The 16,348-nt window shown below is 44.6% G+C and carries 11 protein-coding genes and 1 tRNA gene; 11 read left to right on the top strand and 1 reads right to left on the bottom strand.

Annotated elements, in window-relative coordinates; all coding sequences use genetic code 11:
- Positions 1-61 precede the first annotated feature (61 nt).
- From ALT761_RS18385 to nusG, 5 genes are all read left to right on the top strand, one after another.
- Positions 62-1,903 (top strand): ABC transporter ATP-binding protein, encoded by a 1,842-nt coding sequence (locus ALT761_RS18385; protein WP_129740265.1) that lies wholly within the window; start codon positions 62-64, stop codon positions 1,901-1,903.
- A 75-nt stretch (positions 1,904-1,978) separates the two neighbouring features.
- Complete coding sequence (locus tag ALT761_RS18380) at positions 1,979-3,175, top strand: tetratricopeptide repeat protein (RefSeq protein ID WP_172602917.1); 1,197 nt, start codon at positions 1,979-1,981, stop codon at positions 3,173-3,175.
- A 152-nt stretch (positions 3,176-3,327) separates the two neighbouring features.
- Positions 3,328-3,404, top strand: a tRNA-Trp gene (locus tag ALT761_RS18375).
- Between the two features lie 58 nt (positions 3,405-3,462).
- Positions 3,463-3,840: a preprotein translocase subunit SecE gene (gene secE / locus ALT761_RS18370; protein ID WP_057795659.1), complete on the top strand. Its 378-nt coding sequence runs from the start codon at positions 3,463-3,465 to the stop codon at positions 3,838-3,840.
- A gap of 3 nt (positions 3,841-3,843) precedes the next feature.
- Positions 3,844-4,392: a transcription termination/antitermination protein NusG gene (nusG, locus tag ALT761_RS18365; RefSeq protein WP_013786334.1), complete on the top strand. Its 549-nt coding sequence runs from the start codon at positions 3,844-3,846 to the stop codon at positions 4,390-4,392.
- Between the two features lie 332 nt (positions 4,393-4,724).
- Here the strand turns inward: nusG and ALT761_RS20695 are convergent, their stop codons facing one another.
- Entirely contained in the window at positions 4,725-4,865 is a 141-nt protein-coding gene (locus ALT761_RS20695; protein ID WP_013786333.1) for a hypothetical protein, read from the bottom strand.
- Between the two features lie 247 nt (positions 4,866-5,112).
- Here ALT761_RS20695 and rplK point away from each other — a divergent pair, with 247 nt between their 5' ends.
- The 6 genes from rplK (at position 5,113) to rpoC (ending at position 16,095) form a co-directional block, all read left to right on the top strand.
- Positions 5,113-5,541: a 50S ribosomal protein L11 gene (gene rplK, locus ALT761_RS18360; RefSeq protein WP_013786332.1), complete on the top strand. Its 429-nt coding sequence runs from the start codon at positions 5,113-5,115 to the stop codon at positions 5,539-5,541.
- Between the two features lie 4 nt (positions 5,542-5,545).
- Positions 5,546-6,241, top strand: coding sequence for a 50S ribosomal protein L1 (gene rplA / locus ALT761_RS18355; RefSeq protein ID WP_013786331.1), 696 nt, complete (start codon positions 5,546-5,548; stop codon positions 6,239-6,241).
- A 302-nt stretch (positions 6,242-6,543) separates the two neighbouring features.
- Positions 6,544-7,062 carry a 50S ribosomal protein L10 gene (gene rplJ / locus ALT761_RS18350; protein ID WP_013786330.1) on the top strand — a complete coding sequence of 173 codons (519 nt, stop codon included), beginning with the start codon at positions 6,544-6,546 and terminating at the stop codon, positions 7,060-7,062.
- 59 nt (positions 7,063-7,121) lie between these two features.
- The gene (rplL, locus tag ALT761_RS18345; RefSeq protein ID WP_013786329.1) at positions 7,122-7,496 is read left to right on the top strand and encodes a 50S ribosomal protein L7/L12; all 375 of its coding nucleotides are present in this window, start codon (positions 7,122-7,124) and stop codon (positions 7,494-7,496) included.
- Between the two features lie 322 nt (positions 7,497-7,818).
- Complete coding sequence (gene rpoB, locus ALT761_RS18340) at positions 7,819-11,847, top strand: DNA-directed RNA polymerase subunit beta (protein ID WP_013786328.1); 4,029 nt, start codon at positions 7,819-7,821, stop codon at positions 11,845-11,847.
- Between the two features lie 81 nt (positions 11,848-11,928).
- Entirely contained in the window at positions 11,929-16,095 is a 4,167-nt protein-coding gene (rpoC, locus tag ALT761_RS18335) for a DNA-directed RNA polymerase subunit beta' (protein WP_013786327.1), read from the top strand.
- Positions 16,096-16,348 lie beyond the last annotated feature (253 nt).

The following is a 16,348-nucleotide window of genomic DNA, read 5'->3' as shown; positions in this document are numbered from 1 at the left end:
CATATCGTGTAGAATGACGTAATTAAACGAAGTTGATGTAGAACGACACGAGTTTTGTTGCATGTTTTCATTTTTTGAACGATTAACACAGCCTTTCCCAAAAGCCCCACCAGGGCAACCTCCAACAGGTATTGTTGCCTTTTGTAAGTACTACACCCAAGGAATGTGGGGGGTTATTGCCACCGTCTCTATTTTAAGTGCCATTGTTGCGGTGTTAGAAGTGGCGCTGTTTGGTTTCTTGGGCCAATTAGTAGATTGGTTTTCAGAACAAAACCGAGAAACTTTTTTAGCCGAGCAAAAATGGACCTTAATTGGCATGGCCGTTACCGTGCTAGTGCTGATTCCAGGCTTTATCCTCTTACGTTCATTGTTTTCACGTCAGTCGCTTATGGGAAATTTCCCCATGCGTATTCGCTGGCAAGCCCACCGCTATTTACTCGGCCAAAGCTTAACCTTTTTCCACGATGAATTTGCGGGTCGCGTTGCTACAAAAGTCATGCAAACCGCGCTATCGGTCCGTGAAACTGTAACCAAAGTCCTCGATTTACTGGTGTACATTAGCGTCTACTTTATTTCTATGGTGGTACTGGTTTTCAGTACCGATTGGCGCTTAGCGGTGCCGCTTGTGGTGTGGTTTTTTGTGTACATGTTCATCTTGCGCATGTTGGTACCCAAGCTTAAAGAAGTGTCACAAAAGCAGGCCGACGCGCGCTCTATGATGACGGGTCGAATTGTAGATAGTTACACTAATATCACGACCGTAAAGTTATTTTCTCATAGCCGCCGGGAAGCTGACTACGCCAGAGAAAGCATGGATGGCTTCTTAAAAACTGTTTATCCACAAATGCGTTTAGTGACGGTACTAGAGTTTTGCGTTGAAATGTCGAATGCCATATTGGTGTTTACCATTGGCGCACTGTCTGTGTATTTATGGATGGAAAATTTGGCCACACCTGGCGATATTGCCATTGCGATTAGTTTGTCTCTTCGCCTAAATGGAATGTCGCATTGGATCATGTGGGAAGTATCGGGCCTGTTTGAAAACCTAGGCACGGTGCAAGACGGTATGAATACGCTAGCCCAACCTATCGCAGTGAAAGATAAGCCTAAAGCCACAGCGCTAAGTGTGCAGGGTGGTGGTATTAAGTTTGATAACGTGGACTTTGCCTACGCGGGAGCAGATAACCAACCCATCGACGTATTTTCTAGCTTAGAGCTCGCTATTCATCCGGGCGAAAAAGTGGGTTTGGTAGGGCGTTCAGGTTCGGGTAAATCCACATTAGTTAATTTGCTGATGCGGTTTTACGATACCCAATCGGGGCGCATCATTATTGATGGGCAAGATATAACCCAAGTTGGACAAGAAACCTTGCGAGCTAAAATTAGCATGGTGACACAAGATACCTCGCTTATGCACAGGTCAGTACGTGACAACATTCTTTACGGGCGTACCAACGCCAGCGAAGAAGAAATGATAAACGCCGCCAAGCTATCAGAAGCTCATGAGTTTATTCTTACCCTTACAGACAGCCAAGGAAGAACTGGCTACGACGCCCATGTGGGAGAACGAGGTGTGAAGCTGTCCGGTGGCCAACGACAACGTATTGCAATAGCACGCGTGCTATTGAAAGATGCACCTGTACTAATTTTAGATGAAGCCACTTCTGCCTTAGACTCAGAAGCTGAAGCCGCTATTCAAACAAGTCTAGATAAAGTGATGGAAGGCAAAACCGTATTGGCTATCGCGCATAGGCTTTCAACGATAGCGCAAATGGACCGATTACTAGTGTTAGAAAAAGGCCAAATAGTAGAGCAGGGGACACATGCGGAATTAATTGCACACAATGGTATTTACGCCAAGTTATGGGCACATCAAACAGGCGGCTTTATCGGCGTGGAATAAACACTAAAAAAGCTCACTGTTTGACCTAAAATATATACAATGGATAAAAAGGTTAATTCAGTGAGGCACATCGAAATGAGTATTGGTATTACAATGAGATTAGTCGCTATTTTGACGATACTCTCTGGGTGTACGAGTCAATATAGCGTTGATGCGTCTATTCGTAACGAAATGCTATCGTCGGAGCCTGCCAACAGGGTTGCATGGAAGCAGCTTTACACAATTGATTCTGGTGTAGCCTTAAACACGGAAAGAGTGCTACCCGTTTACAAGCTTTCAGAGGTGCAGCGAAAACACTTCTATTCTTGGTTCAATGAACCTGAACGCATGGAGGTGCAACCCCATAAACGTCTGTATCAATATATCGAAAAACAAACGGATAGTTTTAGCTACAATGGTAATACACTAACTGCTGAAAAAACCGCTGAAAGGCTAGCAGGTAACTGCCTGAGCTTAGCTATTTATACCGCTGCATTAGCCGACCTTGCTGACGTTGATGTTGCCTTTCAAACTATCAATACACCGCCGGTTTATCGAAAAGTTGACGATACCCTCTTACTCTATTCCCATGTACGGGTACGTTTATTAGCACCAAAAGAGAAGCGTAGCGGTGACGTTATAGTCTTGAGAAGGGGCTCCATTGTTGTTGATTATTTTCCCGATAAAAGTGATTTCGCCGCAGAACCAATATCCCGAGAAGCTGTTACCGCGATGTTCTATAGAAATTTGGCAGTTAGTGAAATGTTGAAAGGGGAGTTTGCTAGTGCGTATGGCAACATGACGTTATCAATGGAATACGCACCTTCTGATCCAGAAAATATAAACGCAATGGCGGTATTATTGAACCGAATGGGTTACTCCAAAAATTCAGTACGGTTATATGAAGTTGCTATTCAGGCGGAAAGTGAAAACTTAAATGTATTGGGTAACTATGCATTAATGCTACGTCGAAATAACCAGTACGAAAAGGCTGTACGAATTGAAAGTTTACTAAAAGAGTCGGGTGATCGTAATCCTTATCGTTGGATTGTGAAAGGGCAGGAGTTGTTATCACTGAACAAGTATAGGAGAGCAAACGATATGTTTAAAAAAGCGCTATCGATAGCTCCCTATCTTGAGGATGCGCATTTAGGGCTGGCCGAGTCATATTACAAACAAAATGATTTTGGAAAAGCAAGAAACGCGTTAATAAAAGCGAGTGAGTTTGCATGGACACAAGAAGATGAAGCTCGCTATCACGCAAAATTGTTAATGCTAAAAACATTAGAATAAATGGATTGCTAAAGGACCAGTTAACAAAAACCTTGTGCCGCTTGTTATCTTGAGTATAATACGCGTCCCTCCCTTGCGATACCGCACTTTCCATTGAAATGACGCTGAATTCCCAAGGGTAGTGTAAGTAAAATTTGTGAGTTAAACACCACAGGGGTGTAGTTCGAATTGGTAGAACAGCGGTCTCCAAAACCGATGGTTGGGGGTTCGAGTCCCTCCACCCCTGCCAAATTACAAGTTCGCGTATTAGCGCGAGCAAAACGACGCTGTAGTGCTAGGATCGTGACATGAGCGAAAAGACGGAAAATCAGTCCAATGCATTGGACATGTTTAAATGGGTAGTGGTATTTGCCCTACTTGCTGGATTGGTTACGGCCAACACAGTGTTCGGTGAAATTTCAGTATTATACCGTGCAGTTACCGCAGTAGTGGTAGTGGTTATTGCTGGCTTCATCGCAGCATCAACGGTTAAAGGCAGCACTTTCCTTAGCTTTGCTAAAGAGTCGCGCACAGAAGTTCGCAAAGTAGTATGGCCGACCCGTCAAGAAGCAAACCAAACTACTATCATCGTACTAGCGGCTACGTTGGTAATGGCATTAATCCTTTGGGGATTAGACGGCATTATCGTTCGTGTTGTTGGATACATTACTGGAATAGGAGCATAACGTATGTCTGAAGAAGAAATTAAAAAAAGATGGTACGTAGTACAAGCATATTCTCAGTACGAAGGTCGCGTTCAAAAAACGCTACTTGAATATATCAAGATGCACGGCATGGAAGAGCACTTCGGTCAGATTCTAGTTCCGACTGAAGAAGTTGTGGAAATGCGTGCTGGCCAAAAGCGTAAATCTGAGCGTAAGTTCTACCCAGGTTACGTATTGGTAGAAATGGCAATGAACGAAGAATCTTGGCACTTAGTGAAAAGCGTTCCTCGTGTACTTGGTTTCATCGGGGGTACTTCTGACCGCCCAATGCCAATTACCCAAAAAGAAGCAGACGCCATTCTTAACCGTCTTGAAGAGTCAGTTGATAAGCCTAAGCCGAAGACATTGTTCGAGCCAGGCGAAGTGGTTCGCGTTACAGACGGTCCATTTGCAGACTTCAATGGTGTGGTAGAAGAAGTAGACTACGAAAAGAGCCGCGTAAAAGTGTCGGTACTTATCTTCGGTCGTTCTACACCGGTAGATTTAGAATTCGGACAGGTAGAAAAAGGCTAGGTCTTTTTTATCTATCTCTAAATTCATATAAAAAAGCCCCTTAATAGGGGCTTTTTTGTATGAGGAGCTTTTGTATTATTCGGATAGTAATAGGTAAAACATCATTACTTCTTTTTTTGTAAAAAACAGATTTTTAATTCACCCATACAAACATGCTCAAAAAAGCAAAAAATGAAAATAGAAATTGCAGAATTAGGCTCGTGTTTTGGGATATTTTTTTGCTACTACTAAAAGAGTCCCAAAATCCGACATATAAAGCGCGCTTTAAAATGCAGTTGACTATGATAAGGCAAATCATCCAGACTAGAAATTTAGTGGCATGTTCCTTTTTTTTATTCATCTGTTGTTGCTGCATCTTCGGCGTCTGAAAGTACGTTGACAATTGCACCTGAAGCCACACCCCCTCCAACTCCCCACAACGCCCCAGACACTTGGGACACTTCTTCTTTGTTTAATTCGATTAGTTCTCTCATAGTATTAAATAAGCCTTATTTGTTACAATTAAGGCTTGGTGCAACTTACGCTAAAGCTGAGTTAATTTTGACAACCCTGAATATTTAATAAAACTGGCCATGAGATCGTTTTTTAGTCACATTTATGCTTGCATACCATTTGAACACCTTATATAATGCGCGCCCTTTTAAACGGAAACGGGAAGCCGATTGAGCAGGTAATCTCTGTACTTGCAAGGCGCTATACCCAAACAAGAGAGCATTTAAAATGGCTAAAAAAGTAAGCGGTATTATTAAGCTTCAGGTTGCAGCAGGCGCTGCTAACCCAAGTCCACCAGTTGGTCCTGCACTAGGTCAACACGGTGTGAACATCATGGAATTCTGTAAAGCGTTTAACGCAAAAACAGATAGCCTTGAGAAAGGTGCTCCGGTACCTGTAGAAATTACGGTTTATGAAGATCGTTCTTTCACATTCGAAACGAAGACTCCTCCTGCGTCTTACCTGCTTAAGAAAGCAGCGGGCATCAAGAGCGGTTCTGGCCGTCCTAACACTGAAAAAGTGGGTACTGTTACTCGCGCTCAGTTGGAAGAAATCGCCAAAACTAAAGAACCAGACTTAACTGCAGCTGACCTAGATGCAGCGGTTCGCACTATCGCGGGTTCTGCTCGCTCAATGGGCTTGAACGTAGAGGACTAATCGAATGGCTAAATTATCTAAACGCGCTCGCATTATCCGCGAAAAAACAGACGCGACTAAAGAATACGAAATCAACGAAGCAGTTGCTTTGCTTAAAGAATTAGCGACAGCTAAATTCGCTGAAAGCGTTGATGTTGCAGTAAATCTTGGTATCGACGCTAAGAAATCTGACCAAAACGTTCGTGGTGCTACTGTACTACCTAACGGTACTGGTAAAGACGTTCGCGTTGCAGTATTTACTCAAGGTGCTAACGCTGAAGCCGCTAAAGAAGCTGGTGCTGATATCGTTGGTATGGAAGACCTTGCTGAGCAAGTGAAGAAAGGCGAAATGAACTTTGACGTTGTTGTTGCCAGCCCAGACGCTATGCGTGTTGTTGGTCAACTAGGTCAAATCTTAGGTCCACGTGGCCTAATGCCTAACCCTAAAACGGGTACAGTAACGCCAGACGTTGCTACTGCTGTTAAGAACGCTAAAGCTGGTCAGGTTCGCTACCGTAACGATAAGAACGGTATCATCCATGCTAGCATTGGTAAGATTGCGTTCGAAACAAACCAAATTCAAGAGAACCTTGAAGCATTACTAGAAGCATTGAAGAAAGCTAAGCCTTCTTCTGCCAAAGGTACTTACATCCAGAAGATCAGCCTAAGCACCACTATGGGCGCTGGCGTATCTCTAGATAAAGCTTCAGTAGGTCTTTAATAGTCTGCCGGGGCAACTCGGCTTCTCTGTAAAGGTAATGGGTTGGAGTCGTCAATACAGCAGTGCTGATTGGCAACTCCCGTCCAAGACCGCAGGTGCGATGTGGTGATTGAGGTAAGAGAACTTTCACATTAAACATATCGCTTAATACAACAACCTGCGCAGACGGTGGTTTGACTCAGACTCTCTGGGGTAACAAACACCGTAGAGCGGTATCATCAATTATGTTGATATCAATCTGTGAACCCTGATGGCGTAAACAGGTAACTGTATACAAAGTCAGATACAAAGAGGTGAACTCAGTGGCACTAGGTTTAGCAGCAAAAAAAGAGATCGTAGCAGAAGTTTCTGAAGTTGCGTCTCGCGCTCTATCCGTTGCCGTCGCTGAATACCGTGGGATGGAAGTTGCAGAACTTACTGACCTTCGCGTAAAAGCTCGTGAGCAAGGCGTATACCTTAAGGTTATACGTAACACTCTAGCTAAGCGTGCATTGGCAGACAGTAAATTTGCAGACTTAGATAGCGCCCTTACTGGTCCTCTTATCTACGGCTTCTCAGTTGAGGCACCTGGTGGTGCAGCACGTCTTTTCAAAGACTTTGCGAAGCAAAACGATAAGTTGAACGTAACAGCTCTATCTATTGGTAGTGGTCTTCTTGGTCCAGATAAATTGGACGCAGTTGCTTCACTTCCTACTCGCGACGAAGCGCTTGCAAAACTTCTTGCAACCTTCAAAGCACCGGTTGGGAAATTCGTTCGAACTATCAACGAAGTACCTACCAAGTTTGTGCGCGTATTGGCGGCGATCAAAGACGAGAAGTAATTCCCGTTTTTGGCATATTGATTTTTTTAACATTTTAAAAACCCAGGAGTTTAGACCACATGGCTCTAACTAAAGAAGATATCTTAAACGCGATTGCTGAAATGCCAGTTATGGAATTGGTTGAGCTTATCGAAGCAGCTGAAGAAAAATTCGGTGTTGACGCATCTGCAGCAGTAGCTGTAGCTGGTCCAGCAGCGGGCGAAGCAGCAGCAGTTGAAGAAAAGACTGAGTTTGACGTTGTAATGACTTCATTCGGCGCAAACAAAGTTGCAGTAATCAAAGCAGTTCGCGCAGCGACTGGCCTAGGTCTTAAAGAAGCTAAAGAAGTAGTTGAATCTGCTCCTAAAGCTATCAAAGAAGGCGTAAGCAAAGAAGAAGCTGAAGAACTTAAAGCACAGCTAACTGAAGCTGGCGCTGAAGTTGAAGTTAAGTAATCTATTTGTTTAGATTATTTGCCTGAGACGGCAAGGCTGGTGGTTTTTTAAACCACCAGCCTTTTTGCGCTGTACAGTGTGTAGATTCTAACCCTTGACTACACTACTAAATGCGCACCTCGGAAATTACACATAAAAGCATAAAACCAACAAGTTAACTAATAATTGGTTAAATTTTGTTGTATGCTGTGGAATTGCCCCGAAAAAGGGTTGTGGAAGTTTGTTGCTTATGCGCAATTCAACACGAAGCTCATAGCTTGAAGCACTCGTCGCGATGCATAATGCAGCAGGTTGGGTCATAAATCAGCAGGCTGAGGAACCCATGGTTTACTCTTATAGCGAAAAGAAACGTATCCGTAAGGATTTTGGCAAACGCCCACAGGTATTGGAAATTCCATACCTTCTTTCAATTCAGCTTGATTCTTTCAAAAAGTTTATTGAGATCGACGCCGATGCTCAATACGGCTTGGAAGCAGCATTTCGTTCCGTTTTTCCGATAAAAAGCTACTCAGGTAACTCGGAGCTTCAATATGTTAGCTACCGTTTGGGAGAGCCAGTATTCGACGTTAAAGAATGTCAAATTCGTGGCGTCACATTCTCTGCTCCATTAAGAGTAAAACTACGGTTAGTATTGTTTGATAAAGACGCTGCGCCAGGTACCGTAAAAGACATTAAAGAACAAGAAGTGTACATGGGCGAAATCCCATTGATGACTCAGAACGGTACGTTCGTTATCAATGGTACAGAGCGTGTTATCGTGTCACAGCTACACCGTTCACCTGGTGTGTTCTTCGATCACGATAAAGGCAAAACTCACTCGTCAGGTAAAGTGCTTTATAATGCACGTGTAATTCCTTACCGTGGTTCTTGGCTTGACTTCGAGTTCGATCCAAAAGATAACCTGTTTGTTCGTATTGATCGTCGTCGTAAGTTGCCAGCAACAATCATCTTACGCGCGCTTGAAATGACATCAGAAGAAATCTTGGATACGTTCTTCGAGAAAGTCAGTGTACGTATCGATAAAGACAAGTTAATGATGGAAGTGGTGCCAGATCGTCTTCGTGGCGAAACCGCAGCATTTGATATCATTGACGGTGAAGGTAATGTTGTTGTTGAAACCGGTCGTCGTGTATCTGCACGTCATACCCGTGCGCTTGAAAAAGCGGGTTTATCTGAACTTGAAGTTCCAGCAGATTACCTAATTGGTCGCGTATTCGCGGCAACATACGTAAATGAAGATACTGGCGAAGTTATCGTTAGCGCTAACGAAGAGTTAACGCTTGAGAACTTAGCGGCACTAAGCCAAGCTGGTATTAAAGAGTTCGAAACTTTGTACATTAATGAATTGGACCATGGTTCATACATTTCTGACACATTGCGTATCGACTCTTCAACAAACCGCCTAGAAGCGCTTGTTGAAATTTACCGCATGATGCGTCCTGGTGAGCCACCAACAAAAGACGCAGCAGAAACCTTATTCCAAAACCTTTTCTTCTCAGATGAGCGTTATGACCTATCTTCTGTAGGTCGTATGAAGTTCAACCGCCGTTTAGGCCGTGAAGAATTGATTGGTTCAGGCACCCTAGATAAAGACGATATTGTTTCAGTAATGAAGCAACTTATCGAGATTCGTGACGGTAAAGATGAAGTGGACGATATCGACCACTTGGGTAACCGCCGTATCCGTTCTGTGGGTGAAATGGCTGAAAACCAATTCCGTGTTGGTTTAGTACGTGTTGAGCGTGCTGTTAAAGAGCGTCTAAGCTTAGGCGACCTTGATAGCATTATGCCGCAAGACCTTATTAACGCTAAGCCTATTTCGGCTGCGGTTAAAGAGTTCTTCGGTTCATCACAGCTTTCTCAGTTCATGGACCAAAACAACCCGTTATCAGAAGTAACGCATAAGCGTCGTATTTCTGCATTAGGCCCGGGCGGTCTTACGCGTGAGCGTGCAGGCTTCGAAGTACGTGACGTACACCCTACGCACTACGGTCGTCTGTGTCCTATCGAGACGCCTGAAGGTCCAAACATCGGTTTGATCAACTCATTGGCAAGCTTCGCGCGTACCAATGACTTTGGTTTCCTTGAAACGCCGTTCCGTCGCATTGTTGATGGTGTGGTAAGTGAAGAAATCGATTACTTGTCTGCAATTGAAGAAGGTCAATTCGCAATTGCACAGGCAAACATTGTTTTAACCGCAAACGGTGAGCTAGTAGACGACCTTATTCCATGTCGTCACCGTGGTGAAACCACCTTGATGCCGAAAGAAGACATCAAGTACATGGACGTTTCTCCACAGCAAATCGTTTCAATCGCTGCGAGTATCATTCCGTTCCTAGAACACGATGATGCTAACCGCGCATTGATGGGTGCGAACATGCAACGTCAGGCTGTACCTACATTACGTGCTGATAAGCCGCTTGTTGGTACCGGTATGGAAAGAACCATTGCTGTTGACTCAGGTGTTACTGTAGTTGCTAAGCGTGGTGGTAGAGTTGACTATGTTGACGCTAGCCGTATCGTTATAAAAGTAGAAGAAGATGAAATGCTTCCTGGTGAAGCAGGTATCGACATCTACAACCTGACTAAATACACACGTTCTAACCAGAACACCTGTATCAATCAGCGTCCTACTTGTAGTGTAGGCGACCCGATTGTTGCTGGCGATGTATTGGCTGACGGTCCATCTACTGACTTGGGCGATCTTGCGCTTGGTCAGAACATGCGTATCGCGTTCATGCCTTGGAACGGTTATAACTTCGAGGATTCAATCCTTATCTCTGAGCGTGTAGCTCAGGAAGACCGTTTCACCACTATCCACATTCAAGAACTAAGCTGTATTGCTCGTGATACTAAGCTTGGGCCAGAAGAGATTTCTTCTGATATTCCGAATGTTGGCGAATCTGCACTAAGCAAACTTGATGAATCAGGTGTTGTTTACATTGGTGCGGAAGTGAAAGGCGGCGACATTCTGGTAGGTAAAGTAACACCTAAAGGTGAAACTCAACTTACGCCAGAAGAAAAACTATTAAGAGCAATCTTCGGTGAAAAAGCGTCTGACGTAAAAGATACGTCACTACGTGTGCCTAACTCTGTTCACGGTACGGTTATCGACGTTCAAGTCTTTACCCGTGACGGCGTAGAGAAAGACAAACGTGCGCTTGAAATTGAAGACATGCAACTTCGTCAGGTTAAGAAAGACCTTACTGACGAATTTGAAATTCTTGCAGACGGTATCTTTGCTCGTGCACAAAACGCATTATTACGCTCTGGTGTTGAACAAGCTAAGCTTGACAGCCTACCGCGTGAGAAGTGGTTTGAAATTGCATTAAACGACGAAGACGTACAGCTTGAGATCGACCAAATTGCTGATCAGCACGCAGAAATCAAAGAAGACTTCGATAAGAAGTTTGAAACTAAGCGTCGCAAGATCACACAAGGCGATGACCTAGCACCTGGTGTCCTTAAGATTGTTAAGGTTTACCTAGCTGTTAAGCGTCACATCCAGCCTGGTGATAAAATGGCCGGTCGTCACGGTAACAAAGGTGTAATTTCAACGATTCAGCCTGTGGAAGACATGCCATATGATGCTAACGGTACGCCGGTAGACATCGTATTGAACCCACTAGGTGTACCATCGCGGATGAACATCGGTCAGATCCTAGAAACACATATGGGTATGGCTGCTCACGGTCTTGGTGTGAAAATCGATCGCATGCTAAAAGAGCATGAAGAGATGCAGAAGCTTCGTAATTTCTTGAAAGAAATTTATGAGCTTGGCGAAAATCACCAAGAAGTGGACATCGATAACTTCACCGACCACGAAATTACACGTCTTGCAAACAACCTACGTAAGGGTGTTCCAATTGCAACACCTGTATTCGACGGTGCACGTGAATCTGAAATTAAGGAAATGTTGAAGTTAGCTGACATTCCTGAAAGCGGTCAGATTTCGTTGTTCGACGGTCGTACTGGTCGCGAGTTTGAGCGTCCTGTTACGGTTGGTTACATGTACATGCTGAAACTGAACCACTTGGTTGACGACAAAATGCACGCTCGTTCAACTGGTTCGTACAGCCTTGTTACACAACAGCCGCTGGGTGGTAAAGCTCAGTTCGGTGGTCAGCGCTTCGGAGAGATGGAAGTGTGGGCCCTTGAAGCTTACGGTGCAGCATATACCCTTCAGGAAATGCTTACTGTTAAGTCGGATGATGTTAACGGCCGTACTAAGATGTACAAGAACATCGTCGATGGTGACCACAGAATGGAACCTGGCATGCCAGAGTCATTCAACGTATTACTTAAAGAAATCCGCTCGTTGGGTATCAACATCGAGTTGGAAGAGAAGTAACACGGCAATCGCCACGTTATGACAAGAGATGGCCCGGCGCTTGCGCCGGGTTCTAGAGACTGACTCCGCTGGGAGAGTAATGTGAAAGACTTATTAAAGTTTCTAAAGCAACAAAACAAGACTGAAGAATTCGATAATATTCGAATCGGTCTTGCTTCACCTGACATGATTCGTTCATGGTCTTTTGGTGAAGTTAAGAAGCCAGAAACAATTAACTACCGTACGTTCAAACCAGAACGTGACGGCCTGTTTTGTGCGCGTATTTTCGGACCAGTTAAAGACTACGAATGTCTTTGTGGTAAGTATAAGCGTCTGAAGCACCGTGGTGTTATCTGTGAAAAATGTGGTGTTGAAGTAACCCTAACTAAAGTACGTCGTGAGCGTATGGGTCACATTGAACTGGCAAGCCCAGTTGCACACATTTGGTTCCTTAAATCACTTCCGTCTCGTATCGGCTTAATGCTTGATATGACACTTCGTGATATTGAACGTGTACTATATTTTGAATCTTACGTAGTAACCGAGCCGGGTATGACTACCCTTGAGCGCAGCCAACTTCTTAACGAAGAAGATTACTTGGATGCACTTGAAGAGCACGGTGACGAGTTTGACGCAAAAATGGGTGCTGAAGCCGTATTTGACCTTTTAAAAGTGTTAGATGTAGATGCTGACGTAGCTTCTATGCGTGAAGAGTTGCCTTCAATCAACTCTGAAACTAAGCGTAAGAAAATCACCAAGCGTCTTAAGTTGCTTGAATCATTCCAACAGTCTGGCAACAAGCCAGAGTGGATGATCTTGACTGTACTTCCAGTACTTCCGCCGGATCTTCGTCCGTTGGTACCACTGGATGGTGGTCGATTTGCAACGTCTGACCTGAACGATTTATACCGTCGTGTTATCAACCGTAACAACCGTCTTAAGCGTCTTCTAGACCTTGCGGCGCCTGACATTATCGTACGTAACGAAAAACGTATGCTTCAGGAAGCGGTAGATGCATTACTAGATAACGGTCGTCGTGGTCGCGCTATCACAGGTTCTAACAAACGTCCTCTTAAATCACTTGCCGATATGATTAAAGGTAAGCAAGGTCGTTTCCGTCAGAACTTACTTGGTAAGCGTGTTGACTACTCTGGTCGTTCTGTAATTACCGTTGGTCCTACATTACGTCTTCACCAATGTGGTCTTCCTAAGAAAATGGCACTTGAGTTATTCAAGCCGTTTATCTATGGAAAACTTGAAGGTCGTGGTCTAGCAACAACTATCAAAGCAGCGAAGAAGCTGGTTGAACGTGAAGCACCAGAGGTATGGGACGTACTAGATGACGTTATCCGTGAACACCCTGTTATGCTTAACCGTGCACCAACACTTCACCGTTTGGGTATCCAGGCATTTGAACCAACCCTTATCGAAGGTAAAGCGATTCAGCTTCACCCACTAGTATGTGCGGCCTACAACGCCGATTTCGATGGTGACCAAATGGCTGTACACGTGCCGCTGACTATTGAAGCTCAGCTTGAAGCACGTGCGTTGATGATGTCGACCAACAACATTCTGTCACCTGCAAATGGTGAACCTATCATCGTTCCTTCACAGGACGTTGTATTAGGTCTTTATTACCTAACCCGTGACAAAGTGAACGGTTTGGGTGAGGCAATGGTATTTACCAGCCCGAATGAAGCAGAAAAAGCATACCGCACAGGTAACGCAGAACTTCACTCACGCGTTAAAGTACGTATCACTGAATACGACATTGACGAAGATGGTGTGAAGACTGAGAAAGTAACGCTAACAGATACTACTGTTGGTCGTGCAATTTTCTCATTGATGCTACCTAAAGGTTTGCCGTTTGAAATTATCAACCAGGCAATGGGCAAAAAGCAGATTTCACGTTTGCTTAACGCTTGTTACCGTACACTGGGTCTTAAAGACACAGTAATCGCTGCTGACCAAATCATGTATACCGGTTTCCACTACGCAATGATTGCGGGTGCATCTGTTGGTATCGATGACATGGTAATCCCAGCTGCGAAGAAAGATATTATCGACGCTGCAGAAGCGGAAGTTATCGAGATCCAGGAACAGTTCCAAAATGGTCTTGTAACCGCCGGTGAGCGCTACAACAAAGTTATCGATATCTGGTCAAATGCCAACGAAAAAGTTGCCAAGGCCATGATGGATAACCTTAAGACTGACATCGTAATTAACCGCGATGGCGAAGAAGAAGAGCAAACCTCATTTAACTCTGTTTATATGATGGCCGACTCTGGTGCTCGTGGTAGTGCCGCTCAGATTCGTCAGCTAGCGGGTATGCGTGGTCTGATGGCTAAGCCAGATGGCTCAATCATCGAAACGCCAATCACGGCTAACTTCCGTGAAGGTCTTAACGTACTTCAGTACTTCATCTCTACTCACGGTGCGCGTAAAGGTCTAGCCGATACAGCACTTAAGACTGCGAACTCGGGTTACCTAACTCGTCGTCTAGTAGATGTTGCACAAGATTTGGTTATTACTAACGACGACTGTGGCACCTTCGGTGGTGTTCAGATGACACCGCTAATTGAAGGTGGTGACGTTGTAGAACCACTTCGTGAGCGTGTACTAGGTCGTGTAGTTGCAGAAGATGTAGTTAAACCAGGTACTACAGAAGTATTGGTTGAGCGTAATGTGTTACTAGACGAAGCGCTAGTAGACATGCTTGAAGCTAACTCTGTTGACCAAATTCAAGTACGCTCGGTTATCACCTGTGATAACGACTTCGGTGTGTGTGCAAACTGTTATGGTCGTGACCTTGCTCGCGGACATATGGTTGGAAGCGGTGAGTCTGTGGGTGTTATTGCCGCACAGTCAATCGGTGAACCAGGTACACAGCTTACCATGCGTACGTTCCACATCGGTGGTGCGGCATCACGAGCTTCTGCTGAGAACAGCGTTCAGGTTAAAACTGCGGGTAGCCTTAAGCTACACAATGAAAAATCAGTACGTAACTCAGACGGCAAAGTGGTTATTGTTTCTCGTTCAACAGAACTTACTGTTATCGATGAACAAGGTCGTGAGAAAGAGCGCTATAAAGTACCTTACGGTGCTGTACTTAGCGTGGATGACGGTGCAACTATTGCAGCTGGCGACGTTGTTGCTAACTGGGATCCGCATAGTCACCCAATCGTTACTGAACGTGCAGCTAAGATTAGCTTCGCCGACATCGACGACTCTAACACCGAGATGCAACAAGACGAATTAACTGGTCTTACGCGTATCGTAGTTAAAGATCTTGCGAAGAGTAACTCTAAAGAACCTAAACTTATCCTAGAAAGTGATGAGTTCGGTCTTCAAGAGATTCGCCTGCCAAGCTTTACGACTATCGAAGCGAAAGAAGGTAAGGTTGCTAACGAAGGTGACGTGTTAGCACGTATACCTCAAGAAAGCTCGAAGACACGTGATATCACGGGTGGTCTACCTCGCGTAGCCGACTTGTTTGAAGCACGTAAGCCTAAAGAGCCAGCTATCCTTGCTGAAGTTTCAGGTACTATTGGTTTCGGTAAAGAAACCAAAGGTAAGAAACGTTTGGTTATCACGCCGCCAGAGGGTGATGCATACGAAGAGATGATTCCAAAATGGCGTCAGCTTAACGTGTTCGAAGGTGAGAAAGTGGAACGTGGTGAAGTTATTGCAGATGGCCCTGAGTCACCGCATGACATCTTGCGTCTACGTGGTATCTCTGCTGTAGCAAACTACATCGTGAACGAAGTTCAGGAAGTTTACCGTCTACAGGGTGTAAAAATTAACGATAAGCACATCGAAGTTGTTATTCGTCAGATGTTGCGTAAGTGCGTTATTACCCATTCAGGTGATACTCAGTTCCTTGAAGGCGAACAAGTTGAAGTGTCTAACGTGAAAGTGACCAACCGTGAAGTTGAAAAACACGGTAAGATCCCAGCGCAGTATGAAACACAACTGCTTGGTATCACTAAAGCGTCGCTATCTACTGAGTCATTCATCTCAGCTGCATCGTTCCAAGAAACAACACGTGTTCTTACCGAAGCTGCAGTTCAAGGTAAAGAAGATGACCTTCGCGGTCTGAAAGAAAACGTAATCGTGGGTCGATTGATTCCAGCGGGTACAGGTTTCGCTTACCATGAACGTCGCGCACAACGTCGTAAAGAAGAAATCGAAGAAATGTCAGTTTCTGCTGCAGATGCAGAACAGGCACTAACCGAAGCGCTTAACGCCGGTGACGACTCAGCCGAATAAGGCATGATCGTAGGAGTACGTTAACGTACTCCTAACATTTTGGCATGTTAAGCTGACAGATTGCAGTTAAATGGCTGCTTAACCTTTGTACAGCTTGACACGCCGAGCTATGATCATTAATATTCCGCGACCCGATTTTGGATGACCTCTAAAAGGCAGAAGAAAATGGGCGCGGTTTTTTGTATCAGAGCTCAGTTAATGCTGACAAGCACAGTATTAACATTGTATGAGTGACGTTTGAAAAGTCGCTTTA

Source organism: Alteromonas sp. 76-1 (genome assembly GCF_900654235.1).
In the GTDB taxonomy this organism is placed as follows: domain Bacteria; phylum Pseudomonadota; class Gammaproteobacteria; order Enterobacterales; family Alteromonadaceae; genus Alteromonas; species Alteromonas naphthalenivorans.
The sequence above is the reverse complement of the archived record's forward strand: the minus strand, read 5'-3'. Positions and strand labels throughout refer to the sequence as shown.